Annotated in this window: 25 protein-coding genes and 1 pseudogene; 20 read left to right on the forward strand and 6 right to left on the reverse strand. The window is 37.6% G+C overall.

The genetic code is table 11. The features are described from left to right. Positions 1 to 4: 4 nt before the first annotated feature. From IEV74_RS16960 to IEV74_RS16980, 5 genes are all read left to right on the forward strand, one after another. Entirely contained in the window at positions 5 to 841 is an 837-nt protein-coding gene (locus IEV74_RS16960) for a S1C family serine protease (RefSeq protein WP_188456559.1), read from the forward strand. Between the two features lie 626 nt (positions 842 to 1,467). Next, positions 1,468 to 2,184 carry a PRC-barrel domain-containing protein gene (locus IEV74_RS16965; protein ID WP_188456560.1) on the forward strand — a complete coding sequence of 239 codons (717 nt, stop codon included), beginning with the start codon at positions 1,468 to 1,470 and terminating at the stop codon, positions 2,182 to 2,184. Between the two features lie 278 nt (positions 2,185 to 2,462). Next, complete coding sequence (locus IEV74_RS16970; RefSeq protein WP_188456561.1) at positions 2,463 to 2,627, forward strand: hypothetical protein; 165 nt, start codon at positions 2,463 to 2,465, stop codon at positions 2,625 to 2,627. Then, positions 2,627 to 3,355, forward strand: coding sequence for an RNA polymerase sigma factor SigI (gene sigI / locus IEV74_RS16975; RefSeq protein ID WP_188456562.1), 729 nt, complete (start codon positions 2,627 to 2,629; stop codon positions 3,353 to 3,355). The genes IEV74_RS16970 and sigI overlap by 1 nt, the downstream gene beginning before the upstream one ends. After that, positions 3,352 to 4,506 (forward strand): anti-sigma-I factor RsgI family protein, encoded by a 1,155-nt coding sequence (locus IEV74_RS16980; RefSeq protein ID WP_188456563.1) that lies wholly within the window; start codon positions 3,352 to 3,354, stop codon positions 4,504 to 4,506. Before sigI ends, IEV74_RS16980 begins: the two co-directional genes overlap by 4 nt. 84 nt (positions 4,507 to 4,590) lie before the next feature. Here IEV74_RS16980 and IEV74_RS16985 read toward each other — a convergent pair whose 3' ends face one another. Then, complete coding sequence (locus tag IEV74_RS16985; RefSeq protein ID WP_188456564.1) at positions 4,591 to 4,827, reverse strand: YhdB family protein; 237 nt, start codon at positions 4,825 to 4,827, stop codon at positions 4,591 to 4,593. Positions 4,828 to 4,996: 169 nt separating this feature from the next. Here IEV74_RS16985 and IEV74_RS16990 point away from each other — a divergent pair, with 169 nt between their 5' ends. The 7 genes from IEV74_RS16990 to IEV74_RS17020 all read left to right on the forward strand — a co-directional run bounded on the left by IEV74_RS16990 (position 4,997) and on the right by IEV74_RS17020 (position 11,721). Continuing rightward, positions 4,997 to 5,662 carry a YhcN/YlaJ family sporulation lipoprotein gene (locus IEV74_RS16990; RefSeq protein WP_188456565.1) on the forward strand — a complete coding sequence of 222 codons (666 nt, stop codon included), beginning with the start codon at positions 4,997 to 4,999 and terminating at the stop codon, positions 5,660 to 5,662. Positions 5,663 to 5,954: 292 nt separating this feature from the next. Then, complete coding sequence (locus tag IEV74_RS16995; protein WP_188456566.1) at positions 5,955 to 6,593, forward strand: class I SAM-dependent methyltransferase; 639 nt, start codon at positions 5,955 to 5,957, stop codon at positions 6,591 to 6,593. Between the two features lie 19 nt (positions 6,594 to 6,612). Further along, a complete protein-coding gene (locus tag IEV74_RS17000) occupies positions 6,613 to 7,074 on the forward strand; it encodes an S-ribosylhomocysteine lyase (protein ID WP_188456567.1) in 462 nt (153 codons plus the stop codon). 15 nt (positions 7,075 to 7,089) lie between these two features. Further along, positions 7,090 to 8,025: a PLP-dependent cysteine synthase family protein gene (locus tag IEV74_RS17005; protein ID WP_188456568.1), complete on the forward strand. Its 936-nt coding sequence runs from the start codon at positions 7,090 to 7,092 to the stop codon at positions 8,023 to 8,025. A gap of 1 nt (position 8,026) precedes the next feature. Continuing rightward, positions 8,027 to 9,163, forward strand: coding sequence for a bifunctional cystathionine gamma-lyase/homocysteine desulfhydrase (locus IEV74_RS17010; RefSeq protein WP_188456569.1), 1,137 nt, complete (start codon positions 8,027 to 8,029; stop codon positions 9,161 to 9,163). Between the two features lie 303 nt (positions 9,164 to 9,466). Beyond that, the gene (locus IEV74_RS17015; protein ID WP_188456570.1) at positions 9,467 to 10,837 is read left to right on the forward strand and encodes a dipeptidase; all 1,371 of its coding nucleotides are present in this window, start codon (positions 9,467 to 9,469) and stop codon (positions 10,835 to 10,837) included. A 125-nt stretch (positions 10,838 to 10,962) separates the two neighbouring features. After that, positions 10,963 to 11,721, forward strand: coding sequence for a (S)-benzoin forming benzil reductase (locus tag IEV74_RS17020; protein ID WP_188456571.1), 759 nt, complete (start codon positions 10,963 to 10,965; stop codon positions 11,719 to 11,721). A gap of 107 nt (positions 11,722 to 11,828) precedes the next feature. Here IEV74_RS17020 and IEV74_RS17025 read toward each other — a convergent pair whose 3' ends face one another. Both IEV74_RS17025 and IEV74_RS20050 read right to left on the reverse strand, forming a co-directional pair. Then, a complete protein-coding gene (locus tag IEV74_RS17025) occupies positions 11,829 to 11,942 on the reverse strand; it encodes a YjcZ family sporulation protein (RefSeq protein ID WP_188456572.1) in 114 nt (37 codons plus the stop codon). A gap of 109 nt (positions 11,943 to 12,051) precedes the next feature. Further along, positions 12,052 to 12,159: pseudogene (locus tag IEV74_RS20050) on the reverse strand (YjcZ family sporulation protein); the annotation flags it as partial. A gap of 236 nt (positions 12,160 to 12,395) precedes the next feature. On the opposite strand from IEV74_RS20050, the gene map reads away from it, so the two are divergent. Together map and IEV74_RS17040 are read left to right on the forward strand one after the other, a co-directional pair. Next, a complete protein-coding gene (map, locus tag IEV74_RS17035; RefSeq protein WP_188456573.1) occupies positions 12,396 to 13,148 on the forward strand; it encodes a type I methionyl aminopeptidase in 753 nt (250 codons plus the stop codon). A 26-nt stretch (positions 13,149 to 13,174) separates the two neighbouring features. Then, on the forward strand, positions 13,175 to 13,951 hold the full coding sequence (locus tag IEV74_RS17040) for a cobalamin-binding protein (RefSeq protein ID WP_188456574.1): 777 nt from the start codon (positions 13,175 to 13,177) through the stop codon (positions 13,949 to 13,951). Between the two features lie 14 nt (positions 13,952 to 13,965). Here IEV74_RS17040 and nhaC read toward each other — a convergent pair whose 3' ends face one another. Further along, positions 13,966 to 15,333 (reverse strand): Na+/H+ antiporter NhaC, encoded by a 1,368-nt coding sequence (nhaC, locus tag IEV74_RS17045; protein WP_188456575.1) that lies wholly within the window; start codon positions 15,331 to 15,333, stop codon positions 13,966 to 13,968. Between the two features lie 373 nt (positions 15,334 to 15,706). Between nhaC and IEV74_RS17050 the strand changes: the two genes are divergently transcribed. Genes IEV74_RS17050 through IEV74_RS17060 form a run of 3 tightly spaced genes read left to right on the forward strand, consistent with a single transcriptional unit; the run spans position 15,707 to position 17,297 of the window. Next, the gene (locus IEV74_RS17050; protein WP_188456576.1) at positions 15,707 to 16,435 is read left to right on the forward strand and encodes an AzlC family ABC transporter permease; all 729 of its coding nucleotides are present in this window, start codon (positions 15,707 to 15,709) and stop codon (positions 16,433 to 16,435) included. Beyond that, positions 16,432 to 16,725 (forward strand): AzlD domain-containing protein, encoded by a 294-nt coding sequence (locus tag IEV74_RS17055; protein ID WP_188456577.1) that lies wholly within the window; start codon positions 16,432 to 16,434, stop codon positions 16,723 to 16,725. The genes IEV74_RS17050 and IEV74_RS17055 overlap by 4 nt, the downstream gene beginning before the upstream one ends. Before the next feature lie 41 nt (positions 16,726 to 16,766). Next, on the forward strand, positions 16,767 to 17,297 hold the full coding sequence (locus IEV74_RS17060) for a GNAT family N-acetyltransferase (RefSeq protein WP_188456578.1): 531 nt from the start codon (positions 16,767 to 16,769) through the stop codon (positions 17,295 to 17,297). Positions 17,298 to 17,421: 124 nt separating this feature from the next. Here IEV74_RS17060 and IEV74_RS17065 read toward each other — a convergent pair whose 3' ends face one another. Further along, positions 17,422 to 18,294 (reverse strand): cation diffusion facilitator family transporter, encoded by an 873-nt coding sequence (locus IEV74_RS17065; protein ID WP_188456579.1) that lies wholly within the window; start codon positions 18,292 to 18,294, stop codon positions 17,422 to 17,424. Between the two features lie 248 nt (positions 18,295 to 18,542). On the opposite strand from IEV74_RS17065, the gene IEV74_RS17070 reads away from it, so the two are divergent. Continuing rightward, a complete protein-coding gene (locus tag IEV74_RS17070) occupies positions 18,543 to 18,776 on the forward strand; it encodes an IDEAL domain-containing protein (RefSeq protein ID WP_188456580.1) in 234 nt (77 codons plus the stop codon). Positions 18,777 to 18,877: 101 nt separating this feature from the next. Beyond that, complete coding sequence (locus IEV74_RS17075) at positions 18,878 to 20,179, forward strand: MFS transporter (protein ID WP_188456581.1); 1,302 nt, start codon at positions 18,878 to 18,880, stop codon at positions 20,177 to 20,179. 405 nt (positions 20,180 to 20,584) lie between these two features. On the opposite strand, the gene IEV74_RS17080 is transcribed toward IEV74_RS17075, so the two are convergent. Continuing rightward, positions 20,585 to 21,502 carry a zinc dependent phospholipase C family protein gene (locus IEV74_RS17080; RefSeq protein WP_188456582.1) on the reverse strand — a complete coding sequence of 306 codons (918 nt, stop codon included), beginning with the start codon at positions 21,500 to 21,502 and terminating at the stop codon, positions 20,585 to 20,587. A 263-nt stretch (positions 21,503 to 21,765) separates the two neighbouring features. Between IEV74_RS17080 and fumC the strand changes: the two genes are divergently transcribed. Continuing rightward, positions 21,766 to 23,151: a class II fumarate hydratase gene (gene fumC / locus IEV74_RS17085; RefSeq protein WP_188456583.1), complete on the forward strand. Its 1,386-nt coding sequence runs from the start codon at positions 21,766 to 21,768 to the stop codon at positions 23,149 to 23,151. Positions 23,152 to 23,471 lie beyond the last annotated feature (320 nt).

The following is a 23,471-nucleotide window of genomic DNA, read 5'->3' on the forward strand; positions in this document are numbered from 1 at the left end:
TCTTATGACTAATAGGAATCGACATGACCACGATGTAATTGATGATGATTTATATGAAGAAATTGATGATGAAGAATTGATCATGCTTGTTGAACAAGAACGGCAAAAAGCACTTGCTCGTTCTAAACAAGAAAAAGAAAACCCTAAACCAAAACGCCCATTTCCAAAGTGGGCGTTTTGGTTAATTGCACTTGCGATGGTATTCAATCTCGTCGCATTATTACCGAAAACATTTTCCATACCAGCAATTGATTTTTTGATTACATCTGCTAAATTATCAGCTCAAGATGAGATCCGTACGTATAAGAAGGCAGTTGTGGTTGTTGAAACTGGTGATAGTAAGGGAACTGGTTTTGCCATTTCAAGTGACGGAATCATCCTTACAAATCATCACGTCATTGAGGGTGGGGAATCTGTTTCGGTTGCTTTTCCTAATAATCAATTTTATCATGCAGAAGTTATTGGTGAGTACCCGGATGTTGATTTAGCAGTTTTGGACGTGGAAGGGAAAAACCTTCCACATTTAACGCTGGCCGAGCAAGCAGATTTTAAACCTGATGAATCAATTTATTTTATCGGAAACCCATTATATTTCAATGGTATTGCCAATAAAGGGACTATTATTGGTTTTACGAAATTGAATGATTGGAATGATAACGTGCTTATGATTGATGCTCCAGTATATCGGGGAAATAGCGGCAGCCCGGTTATTAATCAACAAGGTGAGGTAATTGGTGTCGTATTTGCAACATTGGATCACAAGGACCATGGAAAAGTTGGCTTATTTATTCCCATTGACTATTTTTACGAACATTATGATGGGAAGATGAGGCAGGGATAAAAGTATTTTAGTCAAATCCGAACTATGAATTCTTCAATTAGAATTTGTATTAGTTCGGATTTTTCTATTGGGTATTCGTAATCTTTACTGTTAATTGTCCGTAAACTACGACGTAAATCATTTTAATAATTAAGTTTTAATCCTTGATCCCGGACTAGTGCAGTGAAATATGAGTACACAGTAATTCATATTCCTTTAAAAACTAGCTTGAGAAGAAAAATAAAATAACCCAACAGCATATAAACCCATTGCAAATATGAGTAGAATGAAATAGAAAAATCATATACCCTCATACTAGCAGCCCGTATACACGGAGACTCCTGTGGGAGATGAGGCATCGGTGAGACCCCGGAGCGCGTCAGCGTGAGGAGGTTCATCAGCCGCCCACGGAAAGCGTAGTGTATACGGGCTGCGGGGCAAAAGGGCAACGTAAAATGCAAAATTTACGTCGCATTTTACGTCAACTATGTATTAAGATCCCCCCGCTGGAAATGTAACGTTTCAACCATCCAATATTTAATCGTTCGTCTTTTGAGTAAACGTTTTAGTTATGTCTAAAGCCTTATTGTTTGAAAAAAACGAAGACGGGAATCTATCTATATCATGCTTTTTAGGAGGAAAAAAAGATGATGTATTATACTTCAGAACTCAAAGATTACAGAATTGATGCGACTGATGGAGAAATGGGGAAAATTCAAGATCTTTACTTTGATGATCATAGCTGGGCAATCCGGTATGCGATTATTGATACAAGAAAATGGTTACCGGGCAGGAATGTATATTTATCACCAACTTCATTTGTAAAGCTCAACGAAATGGAGAAGCTGGTGGAAGTTAGTTATGATAAGGGAACGATTAGGAACAGTCCGTCTATTCCAGATAATCAGCCACTGACTAGGGATACCGAATCTACCCTAACTGGTTATTATGGATGGAGCAGATATTGGTTTGGCACGATGCTATGGGGAGCGCAGGATCGTCCATTTGCACCATTCGCCGATCATGCTTCCGAGAGAAGTGAATTTACAAATGAATTACAGTCATACGAAAATACGGAATATGATTTACGCAGTGAAGCTGATGCAATAGGAATGAAGGTACATGCAAGCGATGGGAAATTAGGTGTCATTGATGACATGATTGTTGATGATGAATACTGGAAAATACGCTACCTAGTATTAAAATCGGCAGAGGTCCCAGTTGAAACCTATTATCTGTTAGAAGCAGATTCTATTCAATCAGCTGATTGGCTGGAAAAGGATATCTATGTTGATTATACAGTAGATTCATTAAAACAACGAAAACGTTTTGAAGGAAAAAAAGATATTATAAAAAGCTTATAAGAACGGACACCCATCGGGGATAGACCGCCTATGTCAGGTTAAGTGGCATAGGTTTTTTTATGCCAAAAAATCGTACTATTTCATCCTGATGACTGTTGGTAATGGTATTTTAAAGAAACTGTAAATATTTTGAGATAGCAACGGTACAGGCCATGCGTTAAAATGAATCATATTGACTAAATAATAGATAATTTGTATGAAAATTTATAAACAATAGCAAAGTGGTCCGTTTCAACCTGTGGAAATACGCTCAGCAAGCTGACCAATGTGCTTTGCCAATGGAATATATAGATGATATAGAATACTTAACTCTTAATAAAGATGGTGGATACATCATGGAATATAAATGGATGAATGGAAATATATTTGATAACTTAAAAACTACACCCAAAAATAATAGAAATAGAACGAATTTTATAACGGCTGGGGGTGTTAAAGGTTGATGAGCAGTCAGTCATTAAAAGAAAAATCCCTCGAAGAAATGATTACCTCAGCTCAAAACGGGGACGAGTTAACGCAAAATTATCTTTTAAAGACATATCAACCGTTTATTGCTAAATGTGTGTCGGAAGTGTGCAAACGTTATATCGATCCAAAGAAAGATGATGAATTCAGTATAGGTCTGTCTGCTTTTAATGAAGCCATACTGTCCTATTCATCTGATAGAGGGAGTTCTTTTTTATCATTTGCGAAACTGGTCGTGAAGCGTAAAGTGATTGATTACATTCGCTATGTACAAAAAACTCCAATCGCTGCATCATTGGACGAAACGTATGATGAAGAGCAGATGGAAAATCCAACTGAAATTGTCGCTGTTAAAGAAATTTATCAGCGGGAACAAGAGGCATGGTATCGCAGGGAAGAGATCGCTGATTTCAAAGAAAAGCTAAAAGGATATAAATTAACATTGGCCGAACTTACTGAATCTTCACCTAAGCATAGGGATGCCCGTGATTCAGCGGTACATACGGCAAGAATCCTTTTTGATGATGAGAACCTGCGCGAATTTGTGCATAGAAAGAAAAAACTTCCTATTAAAGAACTTGTTAAAAAGGTCGATGTCAGTAAAAAAACGTTAGAGCGAAACCGAAAATACATTTTGGCGATATTTATTGTACTTAGTGAGGATTATGTATATCTTAAGGACTATCTCAAGGGGGTGGGTCAGTGAAAAAAGCGATAGTAATGGAAAAACATCGCCGATACACAATTGTGTTGACGCAGGATGGGAATTTTCAAAAAGCAAAACCGGTAAAAAACGCTGCGGTTGGTGCTGAAGTTTCCTATGAAATATATAAAGAAAACGAACATTTACTATTCTTTTTTCATCCCAGTAAAGTAAATAAATCCTTTCGACTAATTGCAATGGCCTGTTTGCTGTTATTAATTGTGATGCCTTTTTATTTTATATCAAACTCAAGCAAAACGTATGCCTATGTAAATGTCGATATTAATCCCAGTATCGAGCTGGAGATTGGTGAGGATTTAAAGGTACGCTCTATATTGCCGTTAAACGATGATGCTAAGAAATTAGTGAAAGAATTAACGCATTATAAGAGTAAGCCATTGGATGAAGTTTTATCTGATATTATGGATAAAAGTGAAGAAAAAGGGTTAATAAAAAATGGAAAGAATGTGTTAGTCGGGGTCAGTTATGTTGATAGCAATACCCATAAGAGATCTGTATTAAATACGATTGACAGCTATTTTCTTGACCATCATACAGACTGGAAAACAGCAACATTTAGTGTTCCAAAAGAGATACGTGAAAATGCAAAGGAACAGGAAACATCAATGAACAAATTGATGGCCGAATCTTTTAGAGAAGAAAATTCATTGAATGACGATACGGATATTAGCAAACAGGACCAAGTAAATGATGAGGAAAAAGCAATTATAAATTCTTTCTATAATAATAGGTCTGATAATGCGGATCCGGTTGATTCAAAGGAAAAGTCTGAAAAGGCCAGTGAAAAAGCTTCCGAGGAAAAACAGCATTCAAGTAAACACAAAGAAAAAAATGGTCAATTAAATTCAAATCAGAAAAATTCAGTTAAACAAGTAAAAGCAAATAATGGCAAAGGAAATGCCAAAGCGAAGAAAATGAGAGAAACTCGTGTTAAACATAATAAAGGCAAAAACAATAACCATAAGAAAAAAGCCAATCAAAAACATAAGAAATATAAACATAACAAGCATGATAATGGAAAGCATAAAGGTAAAAACAAAGGTAAACATAAAGGGAATTATCATAAAAAACATCATGATCAAGGACATAACAAACATAAAAATAAACGCAATCACGGACACGGTCACCGCTAAAATTAAATATTGGCTGCACAAAAGTCGAATTATAATTTTATGTGAGTATAAAAATGGGAATGCACCAATTGGTGCATTCCCTTTTTAAACCTCCATTATCGCGGTTGGGGTATATTTCATTGCATGGTCAATGTAATAAAGCAAATTGTCATGGCTTTCAAGAATTTTTGTTTCATCAAGTGAGTAGTGGTATGCATGAAGGAAATTTTGGATTTTCTTTGAAAGCATATCATCATTTGTGCGAACCATCAGTACCAATAAATCATCCCATTGTCCCCACAGCGTATAGTATAGGGCTTTATCATAATCCGGTATATCCATTTATTTATCCTCCTTCAAATAAAGGATTAACTGTAGTTTCCCCGATATTTATTTATATTGTCTGACACAAAAATGGTGTGTTTGCCAAAAAAAGGTTTATTTACATTAAAGAATAAAAATAAGTTGCTGTAACATACTAAAATCAAACTAACAAGGAGGAATGGAACAAATGAAATGGAAGTTATTAAGTATTGGTATGGCAACAATGTTAACATTAGTAGCGTGTGGGAATAATGGCAATGATCAGGGGCAGCCGAACGATAATGATTTAAATACAGAACAAACACGATATAACAATACGGCAGATGATACAAATGATCGTCAGCCGCTAAGAAATGTTGAGAATGACGACAATCAGGATATGAACAACAATAATAACAATCGATATGAAGTAGCTGAGGAAGCAGCCGATAAAATTACAAATCAAATTAAAGAAATCAACAATGCGTATGTATTGACAACTGAAAATAATGCATATGTTGCTGCTGAATTAGATACCAACAATGATAACGGTACTAACAATAATAATGCTGACAATAATACTAATATGAACAATAATAATGCTAACAATAATAATGGCATCAATAACAACGGTATCAATAACAATGGTAATGATAACGGTGATGAACTGACTGACGAAGTGAAAAAGCAAATTTCGGATATCGTAAAATCGGTTGACAAGGATATTGACAATGTTTATGTCTCTACAAATCCTGACTTTGTTGATTTGACAAATAACTATGCAAATGACGCTGGAAATGGTGAACCAGTCGAAGGATTTTTTGATCAAATCGGCAATATGATTGAACGAATCTTCCCACAGGATAAAAGATAATCGTTAGCAAAATTAAAAACGAGTGCTTACACGCTAGTACCACCCTCAAAGGTTAGAGCAGAAAACTAACTTTTGGGGGTCTTTTATTGTTAGATCGTAAATTAAATCCCATTCCTGATCACCGTTCGTGACTGCTCTTAGCGAATGGGCAGCTTAGTCAAAAATCTTCTTAATTAGCATACAAAAGGGATCTTTGAATTTACCGTAAACATATGCTATAGTTTTACATATAATTCTTACTAATCATAGTGAATTACTATGCTTTAATATATTGGGTGGAGTTGAGCATACAATGGGACGTGAATTTCTTGACATTTTTGAGGATTGGGCGGAAAAGTATGATGACAGTGTAGCGGGAATTGACCCTCAATACAAAGAGGTTTTCGCACAGTATGATACAATATTGAATGAGGTATCTAAACATGCAAAAGGTATCGTTCTTGAGTTTGGTGTGGGTACTGGTAATCTAACTGAAAAGCTGTTGAAAAGCGGAAAAAAGGTGTATGGGATCGAACCATCAAGACCTATGCGTGAATTAGCAGTACAGAAAATTCCTGCCCTTGACGTAAAGGATGGCGATTTTATAGATTTTCCGGAAACAGCTGATCCAATTGAGTCTATTGTCAGCAGCTATGCATTTCATCATTTAACCGATTCGGAAAAGGCTATTGCTATAGAAAAATATGCCTCAATGCTTCCAGAATATGGTAAGGTCATTTTCGCGGATACAATGTTTGAATCCGATCAAGCAAAGGAAAAGGCTATAAAAGACGCCGAGGCAAAAGGATATAGTGAATTGGCAGAGGATTTGAAAAGAGAATATTATCCAACAACTGGGGTTTTAGAAAGTATTTTTATTAGTAATGGATTTAACGTGACGTTTCAGCAAATGAATGATTTTGTTTGGTTGGTAATTGCTAATAAAAGATAAATACAAGGGAGCGATTATAATGGCAAAAAAAATGAATGTAGAAAGCTTTAATCTAGATCATACAAAGGTAAAAGCACCATATGTCCGTTTGGTAGGGGTAACAGAAGGTGCAAGTGGTGATAAAGTATACAAGTATGATATTCGTTTTAAACAACCTAATAAAGAACATATGGATATGCCAGGATTGCATTCGATTGAGCATCTAATGGCTGAGAATATTCGCAATCACATGGATAATGTACTGGATATCGGTCCAATGGGCTGTCAAACTGGTTTTTATTTAGCTATTCTTAACAATGATAATTATGAACAGGTTTTAGATACGCTTGAAAAAACACTTCATGATGTTTTGGAGGCAAATGAAGTACCAGCCTGCAATGAAGTGCAATGCGGATGGGCGGCAAATCATAGTTTGGAAGGTGCTAAGGAAATTGCAAAAGAGATGCTTGAGCACCGTAATGAATGGCATGAAGTTTTTTAACTAAGAGGAGATAACATGGCGATATATCGATCAATAAAAGAATTAATCGGCCAAACCCCTTTGCTTGAAATTACAAAGTTCAATCTTCCTGATGGGATAAAACTATATGCAAAACTGGAATTTTATAATCCAGGCGGGAGTGTGAAGGATCGGCTTGGACAGGAATTAATAGCCGATGCATTAGCAAGTGGTACAATCAAAGAGGGCGGCACAATTATCGAACCAACAGCTGGTAATACAGGGATTGGCTTGGCACTTGCTGCGTTAGACAAAAACCTTTCCGTCATTTTTTGTGTGCCGGAGCACTTTAGTCAGGAAAAACAATTGATTATGCAGGCTCTTGGCGCAAAAATAGTTCACACACCTCGTGAGGCTGGCATAGTGGGTGCTATTGATAAAACGAAGCAATTAGTAAGTGAGATACCAAATAGTTTTTCACCACAGCAATTTGGAAATCCAGCAAATCCCAGAACGTATTATAAGACGCTCGCACCTGAAATATGGAATGACCTTAATGGCGATATAGACGTATTTGTTGCGGGTGCCGGTTCTGGAGGTACTTTTATGGGAAGTGCTCACTATTTAAAGGAACAAAAAGCAACGATAAAAACAGTCATCGTTGAACCAGAGGGATCAATTATTGCTGGTGGAGAACCTGGACCACATGAAACAGAAGGTATTGGAATGGAGTTTTTACCCGATTACATGGACCGTTCATACATGGATGCCGTGCATACGGTTTCGGATAAACACGCATTTGATATGGTAGTGCAATTAGCCGAACGAGAAGGACTGCTTGTAGGGAGTTCATCCGGCTCAGCAATGTATGCCGCTTTACAGGAAGCGAAACAAGCAGAGCCAGGTACAACGATTGTTACTGTATTTCCGGATGGCAGTGATCGATATTTAAGTAAAAATATATACCCTGGGGTTGTAGATGGAGGAGAATAATATGCGACGAAAAACAAAAATGATACATGGCGGCGTAACAGGTGACGAGCAGACAGGTGCAGTTTCGGTGCCGATTTATCAAGTCAGTACGTATAAACAAGATAGTGTTGGCAACCATCGTGGCTATGAGTATTCCAGAACTGGAAATCCGACAAGAGCAGCACTTGAATCAGTCATAGCAGATTTGGAAAATGGTAAGGCAGGATTTGCTTTTGGCTCGGGGATGGCTGCAATATCAACGGTTATGATGTTGTTGGATTCTGGCGATCATATTGTTATGACCGATGATGTCTATGGAGGAACTTATCGTTTAATGACGAAAGTATTGAATCGTTTTAATTTAAACCATTCTTATGTAGATACAAGCTATCCTGAAAAAGCAGAAGCTGCTATAACCGATAAAACGAAGGCATTGTATGTGGAGACACCGACCAATCCACTGTTAAAAATAACAGACATAGCTAAAATGGCTGAGATTGCAAAAAAACATGACTTATTATTAATTGTTGATAATACATTTGCAACACCATACTGGCAGCAGCCATTAGATCTTGGTGCAGATATTGTTTTACACAGTGCGACAAAATATATTGGTGGGCACAGTGATGTAGTAGCGGGACTTGTTGCCGTTCATTCTTCAGAGTTGGCGGAGCGTATACATTTTATTCAAAACTCTGTTGGCGGAGTGCTGGGACCACAGGATTCCTGGTTATTGATGCGGGGAATTAAAACGCTTGCCTTAAGAATGGAAGCGATTGAGGCAAACACTAAAAAAATCGTGGAATTTTTACAAGGGCATGATCAGGTGTCATCAATTTACTATCCTGGTCTTTCTGATCATCGTGGACATGATATAGCTTTGGGGCAGGCACAAGGTTTTGGTGGAATGATTTCGTTTGATGTGGGCAGTGGAGAACGTGCTGAAAAAGTGCTTAAGACGGTTAAGTATTTTACATTGGCAGAAAGTCTTGGGGCTGTTGAAAGCCTAATTTCCCTCCCTGCAAAAATGACACACGCATCCATTCCTGCAGATAGAAGGGCCGAACTGGGAATTACTGATGGACTGATCCGTATATCTGTTGGTATTGAGGATAGCGAGGATTTGGTTGAAGATTTGAAACAAGCGTTGAACGAATAGTTTATAAGGGGGTGGCCAAGCTGGGCTACTCTCTTTTTGTTTGGTGAAGGCTCGAGGGGGGATAGAAGATCAACCCGAGAGACGGAACATCAACCCGAGAGACGGAACATCAACCCGAGAGACGGAACATCAACCCGAGAGACGGAACATCAACCCGAGAGACGGAACATCAACCCGAGAGACGGAACATCAACCCGAGAGACGGAACATCAATCCGAGAGACGGTGACGCAAATTCATCCGATTAGTCCAACCTAAATAGAATATGCTAAACTATAAGAAAATAGTATTGGAGGAATTGAATATGAGTGAAAAAGAATTACATTATCTATCCGAAAATCGTGAGCAGCTTTTAGAAAAATTAAATCAATTTTTATCCATTCCAAGTGTAAGTACGGACAGTGTACATAAAAAAGATATTAAGGAAGCGGCAGTTTTTCTTGAAACCTATTTGAACGATATTGGTTTTGATAAAGTGGAACAGCAGGAAACTGGCGGACATCCGCTTGTTTATGCGGAATACAATCAAGCGGGACCAGATGTGCCGACTGTTTTATTTTATGGTCATTATGATGTGCAGCCGGTTGATCCAATTGATTTATGGGAAAGCGATCCATTTACACCAGAGGTAAGAAATGGCCGTTTATATGCGCGCGGATCAAGTGATGATAAAGGACAGGTTTTCATGCATCTTGCTGTGTTTGAGGCATACATGAAAACCGAAGGCAAGCTGCCGTTAAACGTAAAGGTGTGTATTGAGGGAGAAGAAGAAATCGGCAGTGAGAATTTATATGAAATCCTTCATGATAAAAAAGAGCAATTTGATGCGGACTTTGCAGTTATATCAGATTCTGGAATGGTTGCAAAAAATCAGCCGACCATTCTATATGGGCTAAAAGGGTTTACTGGTATAGAGATAAATGTGACTGGACCTGATCATGATTTGCATTCTGGTATGTATGGCGGGGCAGTTCGCAATCCGATTATGGCACTGAATCATATCTTGGCATCTATGAAAGATCAGGATGAAGTTATAACGGTTGATGGATTTTATGATGACGTTGAGCCGCTGACTGATGAAGATAGAGAATTGATAAAACAAGTACAGGGTGAAGATTATGAGGCATCAACTGGTGTTAAAGAAACAGTTTCAGAAAAAGGGTATACAGCAAAAGAACATACAATGGCACGACCAACATTTGAGATTAATGGAATTTATGGCGGCTATCAAGGTGAGGGCACAAAGACGATTATCCCATCATCAGCTGCTGCTAAAATAACTTGTCGACTTGTTCCAGGCCAGGATCCCGAAAAAATTCAGAGGCTGCTTGAGAAACATGTTAGAAAGGTAGCTCCAACAGGTGTTACGGTTGAAGTGAAAAAAGAAAAACTTTCAGCAAAAGCATATAAAGTTGAACCGAACCATCCTTTAATTGAAAAAGCTGCAAAAAGTTATACAAAAGCATTTGATAAAGAAACCGTTTATGTACGAATGGGTGGATCAATTCCTGTCGTTGAATGGATTGAAGCCATTTACAACATTCCAATTGTTCTATTAGGATTCGGTACACCTGATGATCGATTGCATTCACCTAATGAGAGTTTTCCATTGGATAGTTTTGATAAAGGAATGGAAACATTAGCACATTATTGGAGCGAAGTAACGGGTAAATAAGCACCTTTTCTTCCCTTTGCTAATTGGCCGAGGGGAGAATTTTTCATATTAGGGGTTAATAAAATGCTGGTGCAATTAAAACAGCAAATTGCTGTAATTTGAATAGTAATGAATGGGGTGAAGGAATGAACTATGCTGTTGTTACGGGTGTTTCACGTGGATTGGGCGAGTCAATTGCTAAGCTGTTTTTAGAATTGGGTATAAATGTTGTTGGGGTTTCACGTCAAAGGAATAAAAAGCTTGCAGAAATAGCGGAGCAAAATAATGTTACCTTCCAGCATTTTAGATGTGATCTGGGAAATTCCGATAACATCGAGTCAATAGCTGAACAGATTCTAAAGCAAATTTTTGTATATGAACCATCAGCATTGTATGTAGTAAATAATGCTGCTTCCTTAGGACCAATCGATCAGTCCATGCATATAAATAGCTCTGAACTTATTAGACATGTAAACGTAAATACAATCGCACCAATGGTTTTCACAAATTTATTTTTAAAAAAAGCTCATGAATTAGAAATACCTATGGTCGGTGTAACTGTTACATCTGGGGCTGCAAATAGGCCAATATATGGATGGAGTGCCTATTGCAGTACGAAGGCAAGTATTAATATGTATACTCAGACGGCTGCACTTGAGCAGGATGTACTTAAAACAGGCAGTAAGGTAATTGCTTTTAACCCTGGAGTGATGGATACGGCGATGCAGGAGGAAATTCGCTCAAGCTCGTATGAGGAATTTAAGGATGTAGATAAATATAAAAACTTCAAAAAAAGCAACTTATTAAAAGATACGGATGCAGTAGGCGGGGTACTAGTCGATATTTTGACTGATAAGGGCAATATCATAAATGGAAAAATATACGATGTAAAGGATTATCTATAGTGTAAGAAAATCTGCCTATCATGAAGGCAGATTTTCAAGGAATGTTGACATTATAGAATTATAGTCGCTGTGAAGTTATATTAGGAGCGATCTATAATGTAAAGGGATTAATATCCTCCAAGATATCCACCTGCACCAACAATAATTAACAGGATGAATAGTACGACAATTAATGCGAAGCCACCACCGTAGCCGTAGCCGCCACCTTGACCGTAGCTCATTATATGCTCACCTCCCCCAAGTATTATTTGAAAGTTTTTGGATAGTGGTTAACTAAAAACCGCCATAGCCACCACCATAACCGCCATAACCGCCGGCACCGTATCCACCATAACCGCCAGTTCTAAACCCACTAGCTCCTACGATTATTAAAAGGATAAAAAGCACAACAATAAAGGCATAGTTGCCTCCACCATGTCGATCACTCAAAAACTCCACCTCCTCTTCTATTCAATGTATGCGTTTGGCCGGATCGTGGAAGGGCTAATGTTTAAATGGGCTTAGTTATTTGCTAATATTAAGGTGCGTATAATACATAAAGGGTAAAAATCAGGAATGGAAAGTTTCTATGCGTCTAAACGTATTTTAGGGTGAATTTATGATAAACTTGAGGGTGCACATAAATCTAAATGGGAATAATTTATAGTAATAAAGGTTTGAAGGGAAGAAAAGTCATGATTACACGAAAAAGCAAACGAGAAATTGAAATGATGCAAGAGGCTGGCAGGCTGCTTGTTCAAACACATAAAGAAATAGCAAAAATGATAAAACCTGGACTTACAACTATGGAAATTGATACATTCGTTGATACATTTTTGAGGAAACATGGTGCAATTCCAGAACAAAAAGGATTTAACGATTATCCGTATGCAATATGCGCATCGGTAAATGATGAGATTTGTCATGGATTCCCTCGTGGGGAAAAACTAGCTGATGGTGATATTGTAACAATTGATATGGTTGTTAATTTAAATGGTGGTTTAGCTGATTCTGCTTGGTCTTATAAAGTCGGTAAAGTGGACCAGGTAGGTGAGAAACTGTTAGACGTTACAAAAACGGCATTATATAAAGGGATAGAACAGGCACAAGTCGGGAGCCGTATTGGTGACATCGGTTACGCTATTCAGACATACGCTGAGGGAGAAGGATTTTCAGTTGTCAGAGATTTTACCGGACATGGAATTGGACCAACATTGCATGAAGATCCGCACATTCCCCATTTTGGATTGCCGAATAAAGGTTTACGTTTAAAAGAAGGAATGGTAATCACAATTGAACCGATGATAAATGAGGGTACGTGGGAAAGTCAGATGGATACCAATGGCTGGACAGCAAGAACGGTCGATGGGGGACGTTCCGCACAATATGAACATACGATTGTAATTATGAAAGATGGTCCGTTAATTATTACGGAGCAAGACAGTTAATTCGTTTTTTCTCTGGAGGGAATAGTATGCGAGTTATTTCTATCTGTCCAAGTAATACTGAAATTATAGCTTATCTAGGTAAAACCGATTTATTGGTAGGTGTAGATAACTTTTCAGATTGGCCGGAAGAGGTGAATAAGCTTCCAAAATTGGGACCGGATCTTTCTATTGATATGGATAAAGTAGCAGCGTTAAAGCCGGATATCGTTCTAGCTTCTTTAAGTGTACCAGGAATGGAGAGGAATATAGCTGCTTTGGAAGAAAGGGAGTTACCATATATTATATTAAATCCTAATTCCCTTGAAGAAATTGCCAAGGACATTCAAACGGTGGCAGACGCATTAGATTGTCCTGAATTAGGCCGGGAACAAGCTGTAGTTTTTCGTCGAGGGCTGGAATATTTTAAGAGTAAATCCCTTACTAAATTACATCAACCGCTTCTTTATTGGGAATGGTGGCCAAAACCAGTTTTTACTCCGGGAAAAGTGAACTGGTTAACAGAAATAAGCAGGCTTGCCGGTGCAAGAAATGTTTTCGATACGGAAGACGCTGCTAGTGTTCAAACCAACTGGGAGGATGTTAAAAAACGAAACCCGGATCATATTTGTATGGTGTGGGTTGGCGTAAAGGAAGAAAAGATGAGACCCGAGCTAGTTCTCAAACGACCAGGCTGGGATGAAATGAAGGCGGTTCAAAATGGTAACATACATGTATTGGAAGAGTCCCTCTACTGCAGGCCATCGCCAAGACTACTAGAAGGTTTGCGGAAATTGGAATCAATAATAGCATATACAAAAAGCTGACCCTGCATGTAAGGTCAGCTTTTCTTATATACTTTTCCTCCAAAAATAATCGTAATGATCGGGCTTAGTAAACAAAAGAAAGCAAATGGCAAGTACGCTAATACCGAAACACCCAGTACATCAGCAATAAATACTCCGCAAACGCTCCATGGAACGAGTGGATTAATGACTGTCCCTGCATCCTCTAATGTTCGGGATAGGACTTTGTTAGGAAGTCCTGATTTTTGATAAATGCCTTTAAATGTTTCACCTGTTAACATGATGGATAAATATTGTTCACCAATTAAAACATTCACACCTATGGCGGTTGCAGCAGTAGAAATTACAATCGATCTTACCTTTTTAAGTTTTTCCTGGAATGCAGTTAAGATGGATGGAACGATACCAGTTACAAATAGAAGCCCGCCAAATCCTAACGCTAAAATAACCAGTGAAACTGTAAATAGCATACTGTTTATGCCTCCTTTTGTCAGAAGGTCATTAACTGGCTGGAAATCCGTATTTCCAGTATATCCGTTAAACCAAATGGACCATATACCAGACCATGGTAAATGATTCGTGATACTAGCCAAAATCGTTGCCAAAACACTGCTAAATGCTAATGCAATAAAGGCAGGTGCTTTAACAATTGTGCAGATAACCAGCACGAGCAAAGGCAGCCATGATGTCCAATGAATTAAGTTCGTTTGTACCAATGCATCCTGATACTTTGTGATGTTTTGCATCGGTACAGTTTCATTGGGCGAGAGTAATGCGAATAGGATAAAAGTAATTATAAAGGCTGGGACTGTCGTTAAACACATATGTTTGATGTGATCAAATAAATCTACCTGAACAATTGTAGAAGCCAAGTTTGTTGTATCTGACAATGGTGACATTTTATCACCAAAAAATGCCCCGGAAACGATTGCGCCAGCTGTAATTGCTAGTGAGGCATCAAGAGCACCTGCCATCCCAATAAAAGCAACACCTATCGTTGCAGTGGTGGTCAAGGAGCTTCCTAGTGATATTCCGACAATCGCTGTTACCGCGAAAACAATAGCGTAAAACCATGTACCGCCAATGAACGTGAAACCAGTATTTATAAGTGCTGGTATTGTCCCGCTTATCATCCAGCTGCTGATTAGGACACCAATTAACAAAAATAAAAAGATAGCTCCCATACCGGATTTAGCTCCAGCAGTCATTCCCTCTTCAAGATCTTTAAATGGAATCCGTTTCATTAAACCATATGCTAGGAGTACAAAGATCCCCAGCAGAATCGGTACATGTGGAACAGTACCCAATTCAATAATGAAATAACTAATAAGTCCTACAATAAAAATGAAAAATAAAACAGACTCCCCTGTTGATGGATGATGCTTGGGGTTGATTGGAAACATGGTTGCCCCTCCCTGATGTTGTAATATAAATAAGCTTCATCCCTAAATAGGGACGAAGCTTTACTCCGCGTTACCACCCTGATTGATAAGTAAGTGCCTTATCCTCTTATAAAAAGATCCATTTAAACCGAATGTGTAATTCGAATCATTTCCTGCCAAAGCTTGCACCATTCACCTTGTCTCTAATACTGCCCGGAAAAACTCTACTTCGCATTCTTAGGATAATCCTATTCTTTTTTTGGAAATATTAATTGCTAATATACATTGTTTTTTCTATATTTGTCAATATAAATTTTTTCCGGTTCAATTCCTTTCTATATTAAAAAAAATCCGTTATAATAGTTTAAATTTTCAATTCAGAGGAGTACGCATAATGGTGACAAAGGCTATAAATAAAGATGAGGCGCCACAATCGTTACATATGATTCAACGTGGTATTGCTGTTGGTTTTCCGATCATGCTGGGGTATTTGCCTATTGCGGTTACTTATGGTGTTTTAGCAAAACAGGCAGGAATGTCGTTAATGGAATTGACAATGATGAGTGTTCTTGTTTTTGCAGGAGCCAGCCAATTTATGGGAGCGAATATGATTGCAGTTGGAGCAGGTACAGCAGAAATTATTATTGCAACTTTTGTACTTAATTTCCGTCACTTTGTAATGAGTTTATCATTTATGAATCGTATTCGGGGGATTGGACTTAACTGGAAAGTTCCTTTATCATTAGGATTGACTGATGAGACGTTTGCAGTGTCTTCTTTACATACGAAAGAAGCAAAAGTGGAGAAAGGCGCATTATTTTATTTGGCCTTAATTTTAACGGCTTATTTTTCATGGATTTTTGGTTCCTTTCTGGGTGGTGTATTGGGCGAAATCATTCCGGAGAAGCTTAGCCAAAGTATGGGGATCGCCTTGTATGCTATGTTTATTGGTTTATTGGTCCCATCAGTAAAAAAGGAAATAAAAGTAGGGCTAATTGCCATTATTGCGATGCTGATTAACGCATTGTGCAGCCTGTTTATGAGTGATGGCTGGGCAATTGTGTTTGGGACTGTTTTAGGTGGATTAAGCGGAATTTACCTGTTAAAGGGGGACCAATCATGATTTTTGCAATAATTATTGGCATGTCACTTGTAACGATGATACCGAGGTTAATACCTGCATACATTGTTGATAAAATACAGTTTCCCGACTGGGCTAATCGCTGGTTAAATGCTATTCCATATGCAGCTTTGGGGGCACTGATTTTTCCGGGGATTATGACCGTTAAAGCGGACCAGCCGCATGTAGGATTAATCAGTGGGATAGTTGCTATTATCTTGGCGTATATTGGGCTGAATGTCATTTTAGTTGTGGCAGGTGCAATCGTAACTGTTTTTCTTTTTACAATATAATGATCAGAGAAGTGTTAATTGAACGACAGGGGGAACTTTCTATGTTTTCGATCAGAAGAGCTGTTTATGAAGATGCTTCAGCAATTGCGAATATTCATGTAAGCAGCTGGAAGAGTACGTATACGGATTTACTAGATGAAAAAGATTTATCCAATATGACATATGAAAATCGAAAAGCATTATGGGAGACAGTATTACGAATACAGAAGAAAGAGCAATGTACATTTGTTATACATAATGATGAAAAAATTGCAGGCTTCATTTCCGGCGGTCCTGAACGGACAAAGCGCTTTAATTATGATAGTGAAATATACACAATCTATTTACTGGATGAATTTCAGCGAATGGGGCTTGGTGCAAAGCTTTTACAAGTATTTGCCGAGGAAATGAAAATACTTGGCTTTACATCCCTGTTAGTTTGGATATTAAAGCAAAATCCTTCCAGCAGGTTTTATGAACGATATCAAGCATTGCCGGTTGGAGAGGAAATAACAACAATCGGTGAAGGAACATACCAGGAAACTGCTTATGGGTGGGAAAACATTGACGAGCTGTTAAAACTGTTAAAGTAATTGTTTTGATAGAACAAAACCCAGGCGCTTGATCTTGAAGAGGCTAACCATGTCATACATTAATAACATAGAGTCAAATTTAATCTGTTCTTTACATTTGAAAAAGCACCTAATACGGTGCTTTTTATTTAGGTTTATACGGTTCAATGTGGATATGAGCATATGTGATATTATGCTTCCTTGCCAATAAGTGTTCAATCTTCTCTGTAATGGCATGGCTTTCCTTTACATTTAGTTTTGGATCAACAAGAATTGTAATATCCACAAATGCTTGATTTCCATGTATTCGTCCCTTTACATCCTCAACTTTTCTAACCTCTTGGACTTTTGCGATGCTTGACTCTATTTTCGCAAGCTGATTTTCATCAAACCCGTCAGTTAATGTATGTGTTGCATCCTTGAAAATGTCCCAGGCAGTCTTGCAAATAATAATTCCAACTATTAATCCCGCTAAAGGATCAAGCCAAAATACTCCAAATTGCGCCCCTATAATACCGACAAAGGCCCCAATACTTACTAATGCATCGGAACGGTTGTCCTGGGCTGCCGCGTATAGTGAGGAGCTATTTATTCTACTGGCTAGAGCTAAATTATACCGATAAACGAAAAACATAACGATGGCAGAACCGAAAGCTGTCCATGCTGTTAACATTTCTGGCTGGGTTGTGTTATTCTCTGCCAGGTTTTTAAATGTATCGTATATCACGTGAATGCCGACAAACATCATTACAAAAGCGGCGAACAACGAAGCAACTGTTTCGGCCCGGTAATGACCATAATGGTGATCTTTATCAGGCGGTTTGCGTGAAATTTTTAAACCGACAAGAACTGCGATTGAGGCAATAACATCGGTGGAGTTGTTTAATCCGTCTGCGCGCAATGCTTCTGAATCCCCGATATATGCAATTACTAATTTAATAATTGATAACAATAAATAGGCAAAGATGCTAATCCATGCACCTTTTTCTCCTCTTTTTAAATTCTCTGCGTGATCCATGCTTGTGCCTCCAGTGAAATACAACGCTTTTTTTACAGCTATAATAGTCTATCAAAGTAGTATGCAGTGAGTCTAGAGAAACATTCAAGCGCCTGGTTACATGTATTGACAATAGCAAAGTAAGTTTCGTGTGGCAAAACTTAAGATATGTAGGCAACTAAATTATTTTTTACTGATTTTTTTCATTTCTGTTGCAATTATTCCAAAAATTTAGGATAATAGAAAAAAGGAACAAGGGGGCGTGTTCCATGAAAAAGGAAAAGTTGATTTATCGCTATTATCGTTATGATGGTAAAACCCTTCATGCTAAAAGGGAAATCCCGTTTGAATTAAAGCTGTCTTCACAAATGATCTTAGATGAATTATGCTTCAACTGGAATAAACAACAGTTAGAAGCCGCAATAAATAGCTCCATTGATAAAAGAAACAAAGAGGAATTTTTAAAGCTAAGCAAAGAATATAGACATTTTATTTGGGAGTAAATAAAACATTGCCTTACCTGGTTTGGTAGGGCTATTTTTATGAAAAAATGCCCTATTCATCTAAACAATTTGATATGCTTTAGAAAAGGGGGATTGTGCGTATGGATAAGAAAAAAACTGTATTTAGCTGGATGCTGTACGATTTTGGTAATTCGGCATTTGCTACAGTTATCATGGCTGCTGTATTACCAATATTTTATTCCAATGTAGCTGCTGCAAATCTGGATGATACGGTAGCTACAAGTTATTGGGGATATTCGCAATCAATTGCAGTATTAATAGTAGCTGTCTTAGCACCATTTTTAGGAGCCATAAGTGACTTTTCTGCGGCAAAAAAGAAATTTCTCAGGTTCTTTGCCTTTATGGGAATTATTGCAAGTATTTTATTAGCTTTTGTGGGGGAAGGAGATTATCTATTTGCTTCACTTTTGGTGATTATTGGAACGATAGGATTTTCAAGTGCCAATATTTTTTATGATGCCTTTTTACCAGAAATAGCGGCTGAGAAAGATATTGATAAAATTTCTTCCAACGGATTTGCTTTCGGCTATATTGGTGGTGGAATATTATTAGCAATAGACATTCTTTTGATTCTGAAATATGACATGTTTGGAATACCGAATTCTACTGCAGCAAGCCAAATTTCCTTTGCTACTGTAGGTGTGTGGTGGCTTATTTTCTCGTTGCCGTTATTGAAAAACATAAAAGAAGAGAAGCGTGTTCGGCAAAAGCGGGATAATTCGTATATTAAAATTGGATATACTCGTGTTTCGGCTACATTTAAAGAGTTAAGACAGTATAAGCAATTATTGATATTTTTACTTGCTTTTTGGATGTATAATGATGGCATTTCGACCATTATTAAGATGGCAACTATCTATGGAACAGAGATAGGGCTTGAGCAAAATTCATTAATTGTTGCACTATTAATAACACAATTTGTTGGGATTCCTTGTACATTCTTTTTTGGATGGCTTGCCAAGAAAATTACTGCGAAAAAGGCGTTGACAATATCGCTGTATGTTTATGTTGGAATTGTGATTCTAGGATATTTTATGACAACAGCAACCCATTTCTATCTCTTGGCAATCTGTGTGGGCTTTGTTCAGGGTGGAGCACAATCGTTAAGCAGATCGATTTATGGTCGAATGGTTCCAGCAAATAAACATGCGGAATTCTTTGGATTTTACGGTATATCATCAAAATTTGCTGCAATTTTTGGTCCGTTTTTGTTCGGTTTAGTTGGTCAGCTTACCGGTTCCAGCCGATTAGGAATTATATCGCTTGTTATATTCTTTATTATTGGTATTATACTTTTACGATTTGTAAATATAGAAAAAGGTATGGCAGATGCTAGAAGAAATACAAAACCAGACGAGAAAATCGAAATCAAACTTCATTAATAAAAATGGGGGCTGGACATAATAAAACATTGGCTCAAAGAAGAACGATAACAGAATTGGATAGTTAGAATATTGCTTTTTCAACGGTAGTAATTTAATACGCAGTTGACGTAAACTGCGACGTAAATTTTGCATTTTATGTTGCTCTTTTGCCATCAGCCCGTATACACTTTATTTTCGGGTCTCACCGATGCCTTATCTCCCAGGAGTCTCTGTATACGGTCTGGTATATAAATTTCTATTTCTCGTTCTACCCATAAAAAATATCCGAACTAATATAAATTCCAATTGCAGAATTTTTAGTTCGGATATGTCTTTAACTAAATACTTTTATCCCAGCCACATTATCTGTTAATTTAGGCTGTTTATTAATTTCCCATAAATTTGCAGTATTTATCTCCCGTCCTATACAATAGGTTCACTATATTTGTTCTCCAGGTTTAATTCTAATGGTTTTCCAGTATCGTATGATATATTTCCAATTAAATCCTGAAGCAACTGTCTAGTTTCTTCGCTTCCGCCAGTCCAATATGTCAGAACTGCTGTCATAATTTCTATTCCTTCCGCGCGAGCATTGTTATAAAGCTCAACAAAGCTTTCAGAGCACGGCTCATTGGTTGCGGGATGATACCAGGTTTTTTCATTTAAATTTAAATAGTCGACATCATCTTTTATTGGCTGGTGTGAGAAGGATGAGACAAGCGATCCCAATAATTTATTCTTCCAGCCATGTGGATCTGCTAAGAGTCGTAACGCCAATTTCATATGACGATAGGATTTAGTTATCGTATGCATCGTTGTTTCTTCTTTGACTTCGGGATAATGCTTCTGAATTGTTGTATGAAGTAAGCCTGCAGTGTCTTTGTCCAATTTATATCCTATATCTATCTCTTTGTATGCGGGCGCTTTCCATGTTTTTAGATTATGGTATTTTTCCATCATTTTTGTATCAATAAGGATTTCAAGCTTTTGGTGTTTGTTGCCATCATAACCCGCACGATAATGGATATACGGGTGTGCATTTCTATCCAGAATATGATGTGTAACGAATCCAAATACATATGCTTGAATGTGATGTTCCATATCCTTTGCAGATTCAATTAAATCCATTAAAAATTTGCCACATCGCTTTGTATGAAGCACCATTCCAATGTTGTGGACAGGCTCAATTTTAACCCATGGCCAAAAATTATAATAAAAAAAAGGATCTGGTCCCTGAGCTCCTAATTTCATATATGCATCATGTTGTGTTAACTTGCCGGGATAATTGATTGTATCTGCAACATCCTCGCAAAAAAGCATATGTGTCCATATATTGGGCATACGAAACCCTCCTTCCTATTATCTATTATACGGGACATTCCATAAAATTTGGTAAAAAATGATCTCAATCAGCCAAAATCGAAAGGACATAGGAAAACTTCAACCGTTCTACAAGTTTCACTTTATAAAATTATTTTGGAAAATAGCCCATGTCAAAGGGATGAATTATTATTTCGCTAACAAAAAAATTGTTTTGGAAATCGTGCTATACTAGAATAGAGAAAGGGAAATACAAGCATATAATACATAGGGAGGCTTCATGAATGGATTATCGTATAGAAAAGGATACGCTTGGAGAGGTTAAAGTACCTGCCGATAAATTTTGGGCAGCACAAACACAACGAAGTAAACAAAACTTTCCAATTGGTAACGAAAAAATGCCTAAAGAAATAGTTAAGGCTTTCGCGATCCTAAAAAAAAGTGCCGCAAAAGCAAATAGTGATCTTGGGTTAATGGATAAGGAAAAAGCTGAGGCAATAGCATTCGCTGCAGACCAAGTAGTAGAAGGGAAACTTGATGAACATTTTCCTTTAGTGGTTTGGCAAACTGGCAGCGGAACACAATCAAATATGAATGTTAATGAAGTGATTGCACATGTTGGTAATCAATGGCTGACAGATCAAGGAAGCGATTTAAAACTGCATCCAAATGATGATGTCAATAAATCGCAAAGTTCAAATGACACCTATCCAACCGCAATGCATATTGCGGCTGTTTTAAAGGTTGAAGATGCTGTACTGCCTGCTGTGCGAACACTAAAAGATACGTTAAAAGTAAAAATGGAAGCATTTAATGATATTGTGAAAATTGGTCGTACCCACCTGCAGGATGCTACACCATTAACACTTGGTCAAGAAATAAGCGGCTGGCATCGTATGCTTGAAAAGTCAGAGAGCATGATTACCGAGAGCCTGCCATACTTAAGAGAACTAGCGATCGGGGGAACTGCAGTAGGTACAGGATTAAATGCACACCCTGAGTTTTCCGAAAAAGTCTGTGGGGCAATCAACGATGAAACAGGAAAAAGCTTTATATCTGCACCGAATAAATTCCACGCGTTAACCAGTCACGATGAAACAGTTTACGCACATGGAGCATTAAAAGGACTTGCTGCTGATCTGATGAAAATTGCAAATGACGTACGCTGGTTGGCTAGTGGTCCGCGCTGTGGCATAGGTGAAATCACAATCCCAGCAAATGAACCAGGCAGCTCCATTATGCCAGGGAAAGTTAATCCAACCCAGAGTGAAGCAGTGACAATGGTAGCAGCACAAGTAATGGGGAATGATGCCACAATCGGTTTCGCAGCAAGTCAAGGTAATTTCGAATTAAACGTATTTAAACCAGTTATAGCTTATAATTTCCTGCAATCTTGCGGTTTGCTTGCTGATAGTATGTTATCGTTTGACGAACGCTGTATTCAGGGAATTGAGCCAAATCATGAACAAATTGAAAAATATTTGAATGATTCTTTAATGTTGGTAACAGCATTGAATCCACATATCGGCTATGAGAATGCTGCTAAAATTGCAAAGAAAGCATTCAATGACAATTCAACCTTGAAAGAAACCGCTGTTGAATTAGGATTACTAACAGAGGAAGAGTTTGATAAGTACGTTAATCCAAAGGAAATGACATACCCAAAATAATAAACTCCTTAAATTGATGTTTATTTGTAATGGCTTTTCTTTTAAACATATAGCAAAAAAATGCAGGGCAATTCATAATCGAATTCGCACCTGCTTTTTTGGTTGGATAAATTTAGTCTTCACATAGTTTTAAAGGTGATAAATGACGGTACAATGTGAAAAGTTAAGGGAAAGGAAACCGAAAAACCCATAAAGGTTCCAATTTGATAGTGAGTCAATAGCATAAAAAATCAGATTGAGAAATATTGATCGTACTTTGTTGATGGATTAAAAGTTAACGGTTAAACCAGCATTTAATATAGTTATCAATTCTATTTACA

It is taken from the genome of Virgibacillus oceani, from assembly GCF_014638995.1.
GTDB classification, from domain to species: domain Bacteria; phylum Bacillota; class Bacilli; order Bacillales; family Amphibacillaceae; genus Virgibacillus_E; species Virgibacillus_E oceani.

Excerpts from the sequence above, each read along its gene's own strand:
- IEV74_RS16960 (WP_188456559.1), top strand. The coding sequence starts at position 5 with ATGACTAATAGGAATCGACATGACCACGATGTAATTGATGATGATTTA.
- IEV74_RS16965 (WP_188456560.1), top strand. The coding sequence starts at position 1,468 with ATGATGTATTATACTTCAGAACTCAAAGATTACAGAATTGATGCGACT.
- IEV74_RS16970 (WP_188456561.1), top strand. The coding sequence starts at position 2,463 with ATGGAATATATAGATGATATAGAATACTTAACTCTTAATAAAGATGGT.
- sigI (WP_188456562.1), top strand. The coding sequence starts at position 2,627 with ATGAGCAGTCAGTCATTAAAAGAAAAATCCCTCGAAGAAATGATTACC.
- IEV74_RS16985 (WP_188456564.1), bottom strand. The coding sequence starts at position 4,827 with ATGGATATACCGGATTATGATAAAGCCCTATACTATACGCTGTGGGGA.
- IEV74_RS16990 (WP_188456565.1), top strand. The coding sequence starts at position 4,997 with ATGAAATGGAAGTTATTAAGTATTGGTATGGCAACAATGTTAACATTA.
- IEV74_RS16995 (WP_188456566.1), top strand. The coding sequence starts at position 5,955 with ATGGGACGTGAATTTCTTGACATTTTTGAGGATTGGGCGGAAAAGTAT.
- IEV74_RS17000 (WP_188456567.1), top strand. The coding sequence starts at position 6,613 with ATGGCAAAAAAAATGAATGTAGAAAGCTTTAATCTAGATCATACAAAG.
- IEV74_RS17005 (WP_188456568.1), top strand. The coding sequence starts at position 7,090 with ATGGCGATATATCGATCAATAAAAGAATTAATCGGCCAAACCCCTTTG.
- IEV74_RS17010 (WP_188456569.1), top strand. The coding sequence starts at position 8,027 with ATGCGACGAAAAACAAAAATGATACATGGCGGCGTAACAGGTGACGAG.
- IEV74_RS17015 (WP_188456570.1), top strand. The coding sequence starts at position 9,467 with ATGAGTGAAAAAGAATTACATTATCTATCCGAAAATCGTGAGCAGCTT.
- IEV74_RS17020 (WP_188456571.1), top strand. The coding sequence starts at position 10,963 with ATGAACTATGCTGTTGTTACGGGTGTTTCACGTGGATTGGGCGAGTCA.
- IEV74_RS17025 (WP_188456572.1), bottom strand. The coding sequence starts at position 11,942 with ATGAGCTACGGTCAAGGTGGCGGCTACGGCTACGGTGGTGGCTTCGCA.
- map (WP_188456573.1), top strand. The coding sequence starts at position 12,396 with ATGATTACACGAAAAAGCAAACGAGAAATTGAAATGATGCAAGAGGCT.
- IEV74_RS17040 (WP_188456574.1), top strand. The coding sequence starts at position 13,175 with ATGCGAGTTATTTCTATCTGTCCAAGTAATACTGAAATTATAGCTTAT.
- nhaC (WP_188456575.1), bottom strand. The coding sequence starts at position 15,333 with ATGTTTCCAATCAACCCCAAGCATCATCCATCAACAGGGGAGTCTGTT.
- IEV74_RS17050 (WP_188456576.1), top strand. The coding sequence starts at position 15,707 with ATGGTGACAAAGGCTATAAATAAAGATGAGGCGCCACAATCGTTACAT.
- IEV74_RS17055 (WP_188456577.1), top strand. The coding sequence starts at position 16,432 with ATGATTTTTGCAATAATTATTGGCATGTCACTTGTAACGATGATACCG.
- IEV74_RS17060 (WP_188456578.1), top strand. The coding sequence starts at position 16,767 with ATGTTTTCGATCAGAAGAGCTGTTTATGAAGATGCTTCAGCAATTGCG.
- IEV74_RS17065 (WP_188456579.1), bottom strand. The coding sequence starts at position 18,294 with ATGGATCACGCAGAGAATTTAAAAAGAGGAGAAAAAGGTGCATGGATT.
- IEV74_RS17070 (WP_188456580.1), top strand. The coding sequence starts at position 18,543 with ATGAAAAAGGAAAAGTTGATTTATCGCTATTATCGTTATGATGGTAAA.
- IEV74_RS17075 (WP_188456581.1), top strand. The coding sequence starts at position 18,878 with ATGGATAAGAAAAAAACTGTATTTAGCTGGATGCTGTACGATTTTGGT.
- IEV74_RS17080 (WP_188456582.1), bottom strand. The coding sequence starts at position 21,502 with ATGCCCAATATATGGACACATATGCTTTTTTGCGAGGATGTTGCAGAT.
- fumC (WP_188456583.1), top strand. The coding sequence starts at position 21,766 with ATGGATTATCGTATAGAAAAGGATACGCTTGGAGAGGTTAAAGTACCT.